This window comes from Brucella tritici (assembly GCF_008932295.1).
GTDB classification, from domain to species: Bacteria; Pseudomonadota; Alphaproteobacteria; order Rhizobiales; family Rhizobiaceae; genus Brucella; species Brucella tritici.
This window is the reverse complement of sequence record NZ_WBWA01000036.1, coordinates 1-14,704: the sequence shown is the minus strand read 5'-3', so window position 1 is coordinate 14,704 and position 14,704 is coordinate 1. Positions and strand designations below refer to the sequence as shown.

Genomic DNA, 14,704 nt, shown 5'->3' with positions numbered 1-14,704 from the left:
TATCAGCCCCGTATCATAACGCAGATGATAGCGGGCCGGGAACTTGAACCCTTATCCAGCCAGAGCCGGGCACGCATTCGGCGGACCAGCGCCCGGCCAATCTCGCCATCAAACCATTGGCCAGAAATCCGGAGACTCATCCTTTCAAATTCAGGCAACGGCAGCCATCATTTCGGCTTCGGAATGATAGCTGCGACACAGCACCATCAGAGAATCGGTTAAACCCTTCTTTCGCAGATAAAACAGCTATATTCTCGTGTGGAAACGGACTCTTCCGGGTTGAGATTTAGAGAAAGACGGCATCATTGCTTTATAGACTGCCGTCTAAAATCGATAAAATGCATAAAAAACAATTAGATAAAGACATTTCAGCCGAATCGATAAAATTTTGTTTAATTTCAATCCCGGCGCTAACTCTTTGTTAATTCGGCTGCCTCTTGCGATAGAATAAGAATCGGACATAATGACGGTATTTAGGCGGTATCAGTTCCAATGCCGTCACTAGGGACCTCAAGTAAATGAATATCGCAAATCCAGCAGCAGCTTTGTCGTTTGACGACATGATACTATCGCAAGGGCGCGAGATTTCTCGCAAGCTCAATCTGCTGCGTCACGAAAACTTTCCGCCGGATGCACGCAAGAATATGCTGCGCCAGTTTTCGATGGCCGAGGCTGCATATTTCCTTGGCGTCTCTCCCAGCAATCTCAAGAAATTGCACCTGGAAGGCAAAGGTGTCGAGCCGACCATTCTGACAGGCGGTCGTCGCGCTTATAGCGTCGAACAGATTCAGGAACTTCGTCAGTGGCTTGACCAGAATGGTCGTGCCGAGGTGAAGCGTTATGTTCCGCATCGCCGCGGCAATGAAAAACTTCAGGTCATCGGCGTCGTCAACTTCAAGGGCGGCTCTGGCAAGACCACCACGGCTGCGCATCTGGCGCAGCATATGGCCCTGACCGGTCACCGCGTGCTTGCAATCGATCTCGATCCGCAGGCTTCGCTCTCGGCCTTGCACGGCATTCAGCCGGAACTCGACGAATTTCCGTCACTCTACGAAGCCATTCGTTACGATGCCGAAAGGAAGTCTATCCGTGAAGTCATTCGGCGGACGAATTTCCCCGGCCTCGATATTATTCCGGCCATGCTGGAGCTTCAGGAATATGAATATGACACGCCGCTTGCCATGCAGAATGGCGGCGAGGGCAAGACTTTCTGGAACCGTATCGCGCGGGCTCTCTCAGACGTGGATGGTGACTATGATGTGGTCGTCATCGACTGCCCTCCCCAGCTTGGCTATCTGACGCTGACGGCACTCTCTGCCGCAACTTCCGTTCTGATTACCGTTCATCCGCAGATGCTCGATCTCATGTCGATGTCGCAATTCCTCCTGATGCTCGGCGACATTCTGAAGACCGTTCGTCAGGCAGGTGGCGCGGTGCAGCTTGACTGGTTCCGCTATCTGATCACCCGTTACGAGCCGACCGACGTTCCCCAGGCACAGATGGTCGGCTTCATGCAGAGCATGCTCGCCTCGCACATGCTGAAGCACCAGATGCTGAAGTCGACAGCGATTTCGGATGCTGGCCTGACCAAGCAGACGCTTTACGAGGTTGAGCGTTCATCAATGAATCGCGGTACTTATGATCGCGCCATGGAAGCCATGGAAGCGGTCAATGCCGAGATTCGCGGCCTCATTCACGAGGCATGGGGGCGTTAGACTGCCGTCTAAAGCGGCGAATATTGAATAAAATCAGGTCTCTGACCGGTTTGAGGACATGAGAATGGCGAGAAAGAACATATTCGAAAGCGTTATGCGGGACGAACCGGCGGCTGAGCAGGCCTCTCAGCCGGTTGAAAACGTATCGCGCCGGTTCGGTGCCGCCAAGTCTCTGTCAGCTTCGATTGACGAACTGGCAAAGCAGGCTGCGCAGAAGCTCGATGGCGAAGCCATTGTTGAGCTTGATCCTGGCAATCTGGATGTCTCCTTTGTTGCGGATCGTCTGCCTGAAACCAATGACGACGAATATCGGGAGCTTCTGGAAGCCATTCGCGAGCGTGGTCAGGACAGCCCTATTCTCGTGCGTCCGCATCCTGAGACCAGCGACCGCTATATGATCGTTTTCGGTCATCGGCGCGCTCGGGTGGCTCGGGAACTTGGCATCAAGGTCAAGGCGGTTATCAAGCCCCTCGCCGATCTGGAACATATCCTGAGCCAGGGTCAGGAAAACTCCGCACGTGCCAATCTGAGCTTCATTGAGCGTGTTTTCTTTGCCGCGCGTCTGGAAGCGCTTGGCTTTGAGCGCGAGGCCATACAGGCTGCATTGACGGTCGATTACCAGACCCTGTCGAAGATGCTGACCATCCCGAAGGCTATTCCGGAACATATTCTTCTTGCTGTCGGTCCGGCAAAAGGCATTGGTCGTGACCGCTGGCTGGAACTGCGCAAGCTGATCGAAATTCCGGGCAAAAAGGACGCCGCGGAAGAGTTCCTGGTGACATCGGCGTTTGAAAATGCGTCGTCCGTTGATCGTTTCGAGCAGCTTTACGGCTATCTGAAAGGCGGCAAGCAGAAGAAGCCTGTTACCAAAGCGGCTCTGCGTCCCGGCACCAGTTGGACGGCTTCAGATAAATCCGTCAGCGCAGTTATCAAACAGAATGGCAAATCGGCTACATTGGCGCTCAGTGCAGCCAACGGGCCTCGTTTTGCCGATTGGCTTTCTCGTAATCTGGATGAGCTTTATGCGTCGTTCCAGAGCGAGGAGAAGTAAGTAAGCGTAACGAATAGCGGCGGTTGCTGCGGTTCGATTGTGTAGAGCATGTCTCCCGAAAGTGGGAACCGGTTTCGGGGTAAAGACATGCGTAAGACAAAGAAATAGAGCATTTCCTAGGCGTTCAAACAAAAAGGAAATGCTCTAGCGTTCAATAGTAAGTGTGTTTGCGTCGAAACTGTTCAGGAAGAGGAACGAGACAGCAAAAGAAAAAGGCCCCCAAACGTCGCCGTGTGGAAGCCCTTCTCATTGGTTTAGCAGCTAGAGAATCGCAAATCCACGAATCACTGTCAAGTGTAATTAGCGTCATTTTGGCGGGTGGATTTCTTTTGCCTTGTGGAAGGTGAAAGAAAATGGAGATTCAATTGGCCTCGACGCCGTTTGGCAGTCGAAGGATGACGCTTGCCTTGTTGGCAAGTCAACAGAACACACAGCAGATCGCACCGGGAGCGGTTGCCGATAAATGGCAACTGCATCGCTGGCTGTGTGAAGCGAAGACGCATTTCGGCTTGAATGATCGTTCTCTGGCGGTTCTTTCGGCGCTTTTATCATTCTATCCGGAAACGGAACTGAATGCGCAGAGCAGCCTGATTGTGTTCCCGTCCAACAAGCAACTGGCATTGCGCGCCCATGGCATGGCCGATGCAACCCTGCGCCGTCATCTGGCAGCGCTGGTCGATGCCGGTTTCATCCTTCGACAGGACAGCCCGAATGGCAAGCGCTATGCCCGTCGCGCCAAGGGTGGAGACGTGCAGATTGCATTCGGCTTTTCACTGACGCCGCTGCTGGCACGTGCCTGTGAACTGGAAGCGGCTGCAGAGCAGGTGAGGGCGGAAAAGACGGCCTTGCGTGAAATGCGCGAACGCCTGACCTTGTTGCGCCGTGATATCACCAAGCTTGTTGAATTCGCCGCTCAGGAGAAGCTTGCCGGCAATTGGCAGGACATCCATCGTCGTTTTCGTCTGATCGTCGACAGCATTCCGCGTCGTGCAGAGCATGAAGAATTGGCAGCTCTGGTCGAATCCATGCAGCGCATTCGTGCGGAGATCGTTAACGCATTGAAACTTCATGAAAATGTTCAAAATTTGCGCGCCAATGAATCTCAAAATGAGCGGCAGCAAATTGAATCGAATCCAGATTCCCATCTTGAAAAGGCAACGCCTGAATTTATCGACCAGCGCGTAAATGAAATCGCCAATGCTCCAGTTGAACCCACGGTTTCACTCGATATGGTGCTTCGCTCCTGTCCAGAGATCACAGCCTATGCCCTATCCTCCATCCGACATTGGCAGGATTTGGCCAATACAGCAGAGAAAGTACGCGCCTTCCTCGGCATTGATGGAAAGCTCTACGATCTCGCAAAGAAGACGCTAGGAACGCATAATGCATCCATCGTAATCGCTTATATCCTGCAGCGTTATGAGCAAATTCAGTCCGCTGGCGGTTATTTGCGAATTCTGACGGAAAAGGCTGCCAATGGCTCATTCTCGATCAGACCGATGCTTATGGCTGCTCTGAATGGGCAAAATCGTTAACCATAAAGCCCAGTCAGCATGACAAAACCAAACTGCTGTTTAGGTTTCGTATCGTTCATGAAACTCAAGGGGATCAAGCCATCCAGTTTATGCCGGAAAATGTTCCGAAAGCCAAAACCAGCCCGGAGCGGATTGTTCCGCAGCCCTTTCAACGGATGTCACGGATTACATGGCTACTGACATTGACGCTTCTTAACGGCAATTGAGGCTAACGCTATAGGACTTGTGAAAGGTAAGCGCTTTGAAGCTTGATGCGGCCGCCAGGTCTGGTGTCAGTCCAGTGCCTGAAAGCGGCGACGGCGTGAACGGCGGCGAGGGTGCAATGTGTTCAGGTCTTGCGCCTGATCGACCTTATGACGCGGGGGAGGCGAAAGAAGGCGCATGATGAAAAGGATGCAGCACCCGATGGTGAATATCCAGAATATCTCATCGGTGAGATCGTTGATCATGTCGCAATCCAGAGTAAACCGCTTGTCCGTTTCCGTGACGCGCGAAACAATATTCGCAGATGAATATCTGCTTGTGAAAGCCCAGCCAAGTCACGAAGGCGTGCTTTATCGCCGCGCCGTTGGTATCGCGACTTCCCAGTCGTCAGAGCCGTCCTGTGGATGGCTGGAAGGCGCTGGTCGCTAACTCCGCAGCGATCTGCGATAGATGGTTCATGCTGCCTTTCACGATCCATTGTTCCGGCCCGGTGCTCGCGGCTGAATTTCCAGACCGGCAAAGCATTCTGAGCTGGTCACTGACACGTCCGGGTTTCGTCTCCGCGTGCTCGGTCGCTTGGCTGGAGGTGCGCAATGACGACCTGACGCTGGATGTGGACCCGGTGCTTTTGTTGCAGGAGAGACTGGCAGAAGCCGGGTATGGTGAAGCGGTCCAGATGATGACATCGCGCAGCGTACAGAAACACCATGTTGCAACATCGCGCTCCGGCGAAGCCCATGCCGCCTGCCTTGCCACTGTCGGCCTGTCGAATGCGGGGAGGGTGGGGGAACTCGCGCAGATGAAGAGGCCCGTTGGAACGATCAATCTTCTGGTTCACATCAATAAGCCATTGTCGGTCGCAGCCCACATAGAGGCTATGTCCATTGCTGCCGAGGCCCGCACCGCCGCTATCATCGAACTCGGCCTCGATGTCGGCGGCAAAGCCGCAACAGGGACCGGAACAGACTGCATCGCGGTTTCCGCTCCGCACGGGCAGGTGGAGGCGGCGGCCTCATATGCGGGCTTGCATACGAATATAGGAGCCGCCCTCGGTGGCGCGGTTTATGATGCAGTGTCCGAAGGCGGCAGGCTCTGGATGAAAGAGCAGGGTTTCGGGTCGATCAGGCCTCGGCTGCAGCCCCTTTCGGCTTCAGGCGCAGGATAAGCGGTACCAGAACAAGGGCGACGATCGGGAAGACCAGCCAGTTGATGGTTTCCCAGCCTGATGAATGCAAGAGCGACCCTGCGAAGAACGAAGCGCAGGCCACAGTGCCGAACATGATGAAATCATTGGCGCCCTGTGCCTTGCCGCGTTCCGCCGGTGTGTGGCAGTCGGTCACCATGGCGGTCGCACCGATAAAGCCGAAATTCCAGCCGATGCCGAGAAAGATCAGCGCACCCCAGAAATGGCCGACATCGAAACCGCCCAATGCAATGATGGCGGAAAACGCGATCAAAACCAGACCGAGTGCGGTGATCTTTTCCTTGCCGAAGCGGGTGATGAGCTTTCCGGTGAAGAAGCTCGGCGCGAACATGGCGAGCACATGCCACTGGATGCCAAGCGCTGCATGATCGACGGAATGGCCGTGGCCGACCATGGCGATGGGCGCTGCCGTCATCACGAAAGTCATCAGCGCATAGGAACAGACACCGGCAGCCACGGAAAGGATGAAGCGCGGCGAACGGAGAATTTCACCGAGAGGACGGCCTGTATCATGGATAGCGTTCGGATCTTTCCGAACCTTCGGCGCGCGCAGCATGAAAAGGACGGGGAGGGCGAGAAGACCCAGAACCGCCTGGCTGAGGAAGCTGCCTGCAAACATCGCATCCGGAATGGTATCGCGCGTCCAGATGACAAGTTGTGGCCCGACAATAGCCGCAACGAGCCCACCCACCATGACCCATGAGATGGCGCGCGCCTTCATGTCGCCGGTTGCTGCATCGGTGGCGGCAAAGCGATAGCTCTGGACATAGGCGGCGTAGAAACCGGCGGTCAGCGTTCCAAGGCAGAAGATGAGGAAGGAGGCGGCAAAAATACCTGCGGCTGCGATCACGCCTGCCGAGGCGCCAACAAGCGCCCCTAGCATATAGGCATTGCGGCGTCCAAACTGGCGCATGAAGAAAGCGGCAGGCAGGGTGCCAAGCGCAAGGCCGAGATTGAACAGGCTGACAGGCAGCGTGACGAGTGCTGGATCGGAAGACAGTTTCTGGCCCACCAGACCGCCAAGCGAAATCACAATAGGCGGGCTGGAAGCGCCCAGTGCCTGTGCAATCGTCAGGATAACAATATTGCGTCGTGCGGCCGTCATGTCGGTCATCACCAACCCCTCAATCGATAAAACCGGGATGGTTTTATCCGAAAGCGTATTTACCGGCAAAATTATTCTATCGCTTGGGCAGAAATTTTCCCGACAGATTTTCTTTGCAGTCCGGCATCCTGAGGAATGCAAGTGTAGTGACAATGTCGTCCGGCTGTCATCCAGTCCTTCTAATTTGCAACTCCACTGTTCGATAGGGAGCCGGGAAAGTCAGGAATCTTTCCCATCAAAGCCTGTTCAAGACCTGTCAGTTGGAAGAAGCAGATGCCGATCCGCGCAATCCGTCCAATAATCCAACCATGGGCGAAATCATCAGCCGGCGCTTTTCCCGCCGTGGCTTTCTGCGCGGATCTCTCGCTGTCTCGGCCATTGCGGCAACGGTCAGCCCGCTTGCCCTGATGGGTGCGGGTGATGCGCTCTGGCCCGACAGCAATTTGCGAATGAAACGCTTGGCAGCCTTGGTATTACGGCGTTTCTGCTCAAGTTCTTCAAGAACAAAACCATCGTGATCAACGGCGCACCAGAGAAAATGCCGTTCGCCTTTGAGGGTGATAACAACTTCATTCAGGTGCCACTTGTCACCAGACGAGGCGTACGGCGACGGATTCTGCTGGCATAGTCTCGTCCGAATTTCGTAACCGCATTCGCGGATTGTCTTGTGGGTGACAATGATGCCTTTATAGGTAAGCATATCTTCAACTATGCGAAAGCTGAGCGGAAAGCGGAAATACAGCCACATGGCTTCGGCAATGATTTCAGCGGGAAAACGATGGCGGGGATAGCGGGAGGCGCGAACTTCGCTCATCCCGCTTTAACACCGATGGAGTTTACCCCAAAGTTAACGTAACAGTGTCAAATCATCTATTCTGCCCAACAGCTTTCTTCTATCCAAAGATAACTCATTCATATTATAAGATTTAATCATATCAGGACGAAATAATGTAAAATAATCTCCTCCTTTGTAAATACTATGTGCAACATGTCTATGATTTATTTTTTCTAAATCAATGTAATCTGTATTAAGCGTACTTCCAGGAATTAACTTTATTTTTCTGTGATTATAATCAATGCGTTTTACAATAAATGGATGTCGACCATTATTCCAATGTCGAATATTTGTATTCTATTGGGGTTATCCTCATATGGTATTTGTTTTATTATCATGTTATCCTTATGAGGAGTTAATCTAGCGCGCGGATTTTTTTTCGAAGTTGATGTTCTTGGCTCACCTTCTTTCAATGATTTATTAAAGTAATCATGGGTGGGGTCAACCTTTCGTGCGTCATTTATACTTGCCCCTTTTGAAGCTCTAGAGGATTCAAGTGCATTAATAGATTTATTAAAACCACTAGAACCCCCATCTTTATCAGTAAAACCAAAAGAGACTTTATTCCTGCCATTGCTGTTAATAGAATTTCCTCTAGATCTCGTTTCGTCGCCGAGAGTAGTGCTTGATCTAGGCCTATCATAAGGAGTATTCCTTAAACTTACCGCACTGCTTGTATGTGCTCTTGACCTCACTGGGCCGGTAGAACTTCTTGCTTCGGCGGTTTCAGCTGCCACTTCACCACCTGCTTCTACTGCTGCTGATGCGTCTGCCCCGATATCTACTGCTGCTGCCCCCGCCGCTGATGCCCCAGCAGTAAACGGTATCATAAGGAGCGATGCTGTCCCCATAATGGCACCCAGGACAGGGAAATGCCCGGTTGGATCGGTGTTATTGATTGGATCGCCTGCGCAATATGCGTATGAGTTGATGCCGCCCGCGCCAAAGGGACTTTCGCTGTCCGGGGCTGTGAAACGGCGCAGCGAAGGTTGATAGAGGCGATAGCCGTTGCCAAGCTGATAGCCGTCCAGCAAATTGCTTTTGCGTTGCCCGTTATAGCCGAGTGCACTTGGTGTTGACTGATTAGACGGTGTTTCTCCATATGGACCATAGGCTATGTCGTAATGCTTGGTACTGGCACTTGCATTATCCACACTGAGGACAGAGCCATTTGCCTCAGAGCCAGAAAGCCAGACACCGGCATTGTCTCCGCTGCGCACCTGCGCAAGTGTACCGACACTTCCTCCCCCGACAAAACGAACAGCATCATTACCTTGGCGCTGATTAACCAGTGTCGAGCCACAATAAACAAGGGACGTGTCATCTTCGCCGATAACCCGGTTCAGAGGATCATAGACAAAGTTGCTGGTGACATCCTCCTGTGTGACAGAGCGCAGATAGCCGCAATTGATCCCGGTGTCATAGGTAAATTGCCGTCCTGAGGCATCTGCATTGAGACAACCGGCAGCATCATACGTGTAGGTTTCTGCAGGAAAGTCGTTGTGACTATGAGAGACGGATGTCAACTGACATGGATCTTGCGCATTGCCATAGGTGAATATTGCCGTATCAGGGTCGCCTGAACTAAACTCGGTTACAGCTTTGGTGATATTGTTATAAGTGTCATAGGCAAAGGATTGCTGGGCAATTGCATTGCCCTTGTCATCCCTGACCGGATCGCTACCTGTACAAGTGTAATCTGTCAGACGGTTGCGCTCATCATAGCTGTAAGTCTCTGTACGAACGGTATTGAGGGTACTGCCTGTTTCCCGTTTCATGGTTTTGCTGCTGAGCTGGTGGTTCAGGTAATATTCTTGTTCCAGCTTCCAGGCGGTGTTTTTGGCGCTGTTGGTAACCTGCCGGTTCTGCTCCCGATCGAGTGTGTCCCAAGTCACGGCTGTGGTTAGTGTGGCATTTGTTGCCTTGTCCGTCGACGTCCACGTATGAAGACGTCCAAGAGCATCATAATTGAGCGCGAGCTGAACATCTTCATCTGCCACCATTGTTGGCCGGCCGTATTCGTCATTTTCCGTAACCGCCCATGTTTTTCCTGTCACATCCGTGTAGCTTTTCGGCTTGCCAGCGGTTGTGTAGCCATAAGTTGTGGTACCATCGTGTTGCGAGAAGGTTTCCTGCAACAGACGTCCGACGGCATCGTAGCTGTTGGTGATTATGGTCGAACTTTGTGGAGTAGAACAAATTGTGCTGGTTGCGGTTTCCAGCGCACCTTGCGGGCTATAAGTAAACGTCACTGTATCCTGGTCGGCGGTTTCGCCAAGCGTCGTGCCCCCCAAGGCAGGCTCATAGTGATACCTGGCGATTGGAGTCGTGTAAGGCGGGGTGATCGTGGCCGGCGACGTCAGACTGCCGCAGTCCTTATCATAGCTTGCAGACCAGCTTCGCCCGCCGACCATCTGATGCGTAATGCGCCCCATCCCATCGACTTCGCGCGTTCCCATGGATATGTCGTTGACCAGAATGTCGACAACAACATTAGAGGCCGTATCGCGGCTATAGGTGCGGGTTACGACTGTAGCATCAATCACATCTGCTCGTAATGGATCCCCAGCACCTATATATTCAGTGATGCCCTGCTTTTCTTTTGCCATGCCCTGAAAGGGATTGATGCTGGTAAAATCATCAACAGTGCTGTCAGATGCATGATGACTAACCTCTACACCATCTAAGGAAAGCGATACTGGCACGGGAAACGCGAACTTTCTAGCCGCCGTTTGGATTTGGTGTCCTTCAACACGTAGTTCGACAGTTTCTCCCTCTTTATTATTAGAGCTGAAATAAACAACTGACGCATAATTGCCATCCCCACCTTCACCCGTGCTCGTTGTGACGGTCTTCTTGTCTTCCGAAATTGTTGATGTTATATGCGGTGCGGTTTGTACATGCGTAAACACGGCTTGACTATCTTCAGGTAAAGAATAAATAACGCTTGTTCTTGATAGAGGAACAAGCAAAACCGCATATGCGCCGTATTCGTTTTCTGCCGCGTCGATGTCATCGACCCTAGAAGGGGATGCAATTGCGCAGCATGAAACATCAGGATCAAATTTAAAATCATATGATGCTGGCGTGGCAACCGATGGTGTTGAAGCGGTGAGTGTGACTTTTGAAGACCCTTGGCTCACGAAATATATTATCGGTGTGACGCCTGACATATCGGTACTGGCGGTGACTGAGCAATCGTTATTGACTGTCACGCCAGAGGTTGGAATGAAGGAAACCTGAACATCGTCGTCAATAATATCTGTGATTTTTACAGTAATCGTTTGACTGCTAACGTTTTCACCTGTGAGGGTAACGACTGCACCTTGAGCGGAAATACCGTCGGCCGGTGTGTTGTCTGGGATGATTAACAACCGGTCGCCAACTGTCACGGTGGGTAGAGCCGTTGTGACGACGCGCCCGAAGTTGTCATATGTATAGGTTGTCGTACGCCCCAGTTCGTCTGTGCTTTCGCGCAGCTGTTTCCACCCGTCATAAGTCTGTGTTGCGGTACTATCGGGTACAGTTGTTGCGTTGTCTGATGCAAAGACCGCCACTGTGACGGTAGCATTGGTAGCATTGGCCGTTGTGATCGTTCTGCTGGTGGTGATGGGAGTTGCTCCACCGCTTTGGCTATATTGGGTCTTGGTCAGAGCAATTGGGTCGACGGCACTGAAGTGCCGGATGCCATCGAGCGTTGTCACATAATCGACCTGCCCCCAGACGTCATAGTGATTGGTGGTTGTTATTGATCCATAGGGGGCCTGATCTGTGCTCTTAGCATAATCATTGGTGGTTGTGCTGTACAGGCGCCCGGCATTATCGTACGCCCGGGTTTCCATCACCTGCCAGATAGATGAGGCACCGCTCAATTTGGCTTCACCCTTAACCGGTTTGCCGGCACCGTCGGCGGTCACGCGCGCCTGATTGCCAAAGGCATCACACGCGGTAATGATCAGACCGGTATCACTAATCTCGTATGCGAGCTGACGTTCGTTCGCATAATTTGTTTCAACGGCTGTCGTTACACTCAAAACGCGGCCAAGCACATCATAAGTTGCTTGAGCTTTAACGCCCATCGCATCTACCTTCTCCGTCACACGGCCGGTGAAACGTGAACTTGTGTTAGAGATTGATGTCCTGAAATTATCCCATGTCGTCACCGTCGAGGTCGTCTCTAAGGTATCCTCTACAAGTTTACAGGCTGCGGTGGTTGTTGTGCTAAAACACTCCGCCGTTTTGGGGTCGGCTGGATCAATAGGCAGTCCGTCATTGGGATAATGGGTGTCCACAGTAGTGAGTAAATAGCCGAACTCGCTCATAGGTGGAGAGCTGCCATCCAAAACCGCAGTATTGTCGGCATAGGTGTAAGTGACTTTTCGTTGAAGCTCCTCTGTGTTCCCGGGATTATGGTAAATACGCTGTTCTGATTTGAAAACTGCATAGGATGTCGCGTAATCAGGATCGGACTGAGCAAGCAACTGCGTAACAGCATCGGGCATGCCATATTGACCATAGGCAAAACGTGTTTGCATGGATTTTTCATCACCACTGAACGAATGTGGTACGATGGTTTGCGACTTCAAAAATCGGGGAATATTGTTTGATCTGTTGTAAGAATTTGGATCGATCGGGCAGTCATATCCGGTATTTGGATCATATGGTGTCGCTTTATCAGCAGGATAATATTCGCATGTAATTGTGCCGACCTGCGTCGTTACTCCGTTTACATCTGTATATGAAGCTGACTTTTCAAGAAGATTGCCGTAATCGTCATATTCAAAACTTTCCACAGCTTGACTTGTTGCCACGATCTCACCAGTGGTCGGATCAGCCCGAATCCAGATCAGCGTGATTGTTTGCGGACATTCAAAATTCGCAAGCTGAGCTTCAAAACCTGCGCCTGGATTAGAATAATAATCCGTACGTTTCGTCACAGAACAATTGTTTGTAACGCTTGTGCTCTCAATCAATTGATGGAAACAATTATAAGTGCGCTCTATCCGCGTCACGGTACCGGCACTGTCAGAGTGCGTTTCCAACGTATGATAATTATATTTTGCGTCAGAACAATTAAAGAGTGCATCTATCGTCGGATTGCGGGCAAAAATGCCTGGTGCCGCATAACCCAGAAAATTATGACTATTGATGACCTCGTAATCGTAATGAACGGTGCCCATGGGCTGGCCGCCACCAGGAACATGCGTAAAATCCGTTACATAGGGATAAAAGCTTGCCTCCATATCGGTGCGTGTGCTGGCAAAGCGATGCCCTTTGCTTTTCGAATAATTCACATATTCGTAAAGACCGCCGGGATGAGTGACACTAGAAGCAATCTGCCCCCAAGGACCAAGACCGTCTAGGTTTGTGTAGCCAATCTTCCACTCCAAGCCAGCGGCAGCATCACAAGTAACCTTAGTCAGATGATGATTATCGCCAAAGAAGAGATATATGTTATATCCTTCTGGATTGTCTGTTTCTTTGGTTAAAGCTTGCCGATCCGGCAAAACTGCAATTCTTGTCGCAAGATTTTGCGCATCAGGGTAGCTAATGCTCACCAGCGTGTTATTGTTTTCGTCAACAATTGACACAAGACGAAACTGATTATTGGTAAATATCCAATTAAGTGTAACAAAATGTCCGTTTGATGATACTATTTTATAGGGAACCTTTAAAGAGCTTAACGTATCTGGGTTGGTCAGCAATTCAAAACTGCCATCCTTATACATAACTTTATAATAGTGTCCCGGCAGCTTTTCGACGGAAACCTCCTTGAGTTTCGCATCAATCAAAGACAGAGAACTCTCACATTCCAGAACCTTATAGTGTGTTCCGTTTGCAAGAGACATCAATGTAGTTCTCTGGTCATAAGTTGAGAACCCAAAACCAAAGCCAACACCAAAGCCAAGATTGGCCTGAGTCATTGGTGAATAGCTGAGCTCAAGTGGCACATGTGGACCAAAGCCATTATTGGCCGTCAATGTTCCCACATTCAGGTTAATTGTGAACTGACCGGTGCGGGGATCAACACTACCTTCGACTGCCCCGACAAAATCCGTAGCTTTTGTAAAAAGCTGAGAATATGCGTTCATGGTACCCTCATAATTAAAATGGGAATTTAAAAAGCGTATCTCAGATATCGGATCAAAAGATGAGTACTTTCAAAATCTTGCGACACGTCTTTTTAGAATGCGAATATGGGCTATGTATAACCAGGTTTCGGCTGTGGCGATGGTCTTTTCGAAATCCTGCAAGCTTCGGCATCGCCTCAGCCATTCAGATGGCATGTTCAATGACCCATCTGTGCGGCGGAAGTTCATAGCGTTGGACCTGCGTACCCGCCATCAGCAAAAATGTGCGGTAGCCTACTACGGCTAGCGCTTGAGGCTGGTTTTCAAGACAGTCGGCGCGCCATCTCTGAGCCAATTACCCGCAGAATAGATCACGAGGCCGACCATCAGGCCAAGGGTATCAACGACAAGTGCGTTTTCATTCCTTGACCTTCTTGTCGGTATCAAAACCCGTATTCCGACAATTTCTGCGGTTTTAACACCTTGGCTGTCAATGACACCGGTCGCTGTGCACGAACTGGAGCGTTATTTAAAAATTGAAGAATAAATTAAAAATTACAGAGATATTTTTCATTCAACGAATATATAATGTGCAATTCTTATACAAGATATATTCGACATTTTGATGCGCTTTGCAATTGTCAAATAATATTCTAAGATGACGTGGTGTAAAGTGACAATGGGTTCTGCGCACCTAATACCGACAAGTTATACGCCTGCCCTGGAGCGCTAAAGCCTGACCACCCATCAGGTAAATCAATCACATAACCAAATGTCTGTTGTTGATCCGTTGAAGTGCAAGTAACATTCCATGTTGCCGTATAGGCATTATCATTCGGGCTAATTTTTGGTCCTGTGTGAGCGTCCGGCGAAAGGATTTTCGCTGGGTCGAGAGATGCAATCTATGGGCTTCGCTTAGCCTCATCTGCCATGACACGCTCGATCATTTCGGGATCGCATAGTTGATCGAGGAGGAGCTGGCGG

General features: G+C 50.9%; 8 protein-coding genes and 3 pseudogenes. 6 read left to right on the top strand and 5 right to left on the bottom strand.

Translation table 11 applies throughout. The features are described 5' to 3' along the window. Positions 1-518: 518 nt before the first annotated feature. The 3 genes from repA (at position 519) to repC (ending at position 4,301) form a co-directional block, all read left to right on the top strand. A complete protein-coding gene (gene repA, locus F9K91_RS23335) occupies positions 519-1,715 on the top strand; it encodes a plasmid partitioning protein RepA (protein WP_151556838.1) in 1,197 nt (398 codons plus the stop codon). 64 nt (positions 1,716-1,779) lie between these two features. After that, positions 1,780-2,766: a plasmid partitioning protein RepB gene (gene repB / locus F9K91_RS23330; protein WP_151678865.1), complete on the top strand. Its 987-nt coding sequence runs from the start codon at positions 1,780-1,782 to the stop codon at positions 2,764-2,766. A gap of 353 nt (positions 2,767-3,119) precedes the next feature. Continuing rightward, complete coding sequence (repC, locus tag F9K91_RS23325) at positions 3,120-4,301, top strand: plasmid replication protein RepC (protein WP_151678864.1); 1,182 nt, start codon at positions 3,120-3,122, stop codon at positions 4,299-4,301. A gap of 272 nt (positions 4,302-4,573) precedes the next feature. Here repC and F9K91_RS26095 read toward each other — a convergent pair whose 3' ends face one another. Further along, the gene (locus F9K91_RS26095; protein WP_167522268.1) at positions 4,574-4,750 is read right to left on the bottom strand and encodes a hypothetical protein; all 177 of its coding nucleotides are present in this window, start codon (positions 4,748-4,750) and stop codon (positions 4,574-4,576) included. Here F9K91_RS26095 and F9K91_RS23320 point away from each other — a divergent pair. Together F9K91_RS23320 and F9K91_RS23315 are read left to right on the top strand one after the other, a co-directional pair. Next, the gene (locus F9K91_RS23320) at positions 4,749-4,934 is read left to right on the top strand and encodes a hypothetical protein (RefSeq protein WP_151556845.1); all 186 of its coding nucleotides are present in this window, start codon (positions 4,749-4,751) and stop codon (positions 4,932-4,934) included. The two genes, F9K91_RS26095 and F9K91_RS23320, sit on opposite strands and share 2 nt — an antisense overlap. A 28-nt stretch (positions 4,935-4,962) precedes the next feature. Next, positions 4,963-5,670: an adenosylcobinamide amidohydrolase gene (locus F9K91_RS23315; protein WP_151678863.1), complete on the top strand. Its 708-nt coding sequence runs from the start codon at positions 4,963-4,965 to the stop codon at positions 5,668-5,670. On the opposite strand, the gene F9K91_RS23310 is transcribed toward F9K91_RS23315, so the two are convergent. Then, entirely contained in the window at positions 5,627-6,823 is a 1,197-nt protein-coding gene (locus tag F9K91_RS23310; RefSeq protein WP_151678862.1) for an MFS transporter, read from the bottom strand. The genes F9K91_RS23315 and F9K91_RS23310 overlap by 44 nt on opposite strands. Before the next feature lie 233 nt (positions 6,824-7,056). Between F9K91_RS23310 and F9K91_RS26465 the strand changes: the two are divergent. Continuing rightward, positions 7,057-7,239: pseudogene (locus tag F9K91_RS26465) on the top strand (hypothetical protein); the annotation flags it as partial. Here F9K91_RS26465 and F9K91_RS26745 read toward each other — a convergent pair. The 3 genes and pseudogenes from F9K91_RS26745 to F9K91_RS26740 all read right to left on the bottom strand — a co-directional run. Beyond that, positions 7,230-7,628 (bottom strand): annotated as a pseudogene (locus F9K91_RS26745) (IS6 family transposase); the annotation flags it as partial. The pseudogenes F9K91_RS26465 and F9K91_RS26745 sit on opposite strands and share 10 nt — an antisense overlap. 269 nt (positions 7,629-7,897) lie before the next feature. Next, positions 7,898-13,741 carry an RHS repeat-associated core domain-containing protein gene (locus tag F9K91_RS23295; RefSeq protein ID WP_151678861.1) on the bottom strand — a complete coding sequence of 1,948 codons (5,844 nt, stop codon included), beginning with the start codon at positions 13,739-13,741 and terminating at the stop codon, positions 7,898-7,900. Positions 13,742-13,810: 69 nt separating this feature from the next. Next, positions 13,811-14,227 (bottom strand): annotated as a pseudogene (locus F9K91_RS26740) (transposase); the annotation flags it as partial. Between the last annotated feature and the right edge of the window lie 477 nt (positions 14,228-14,704).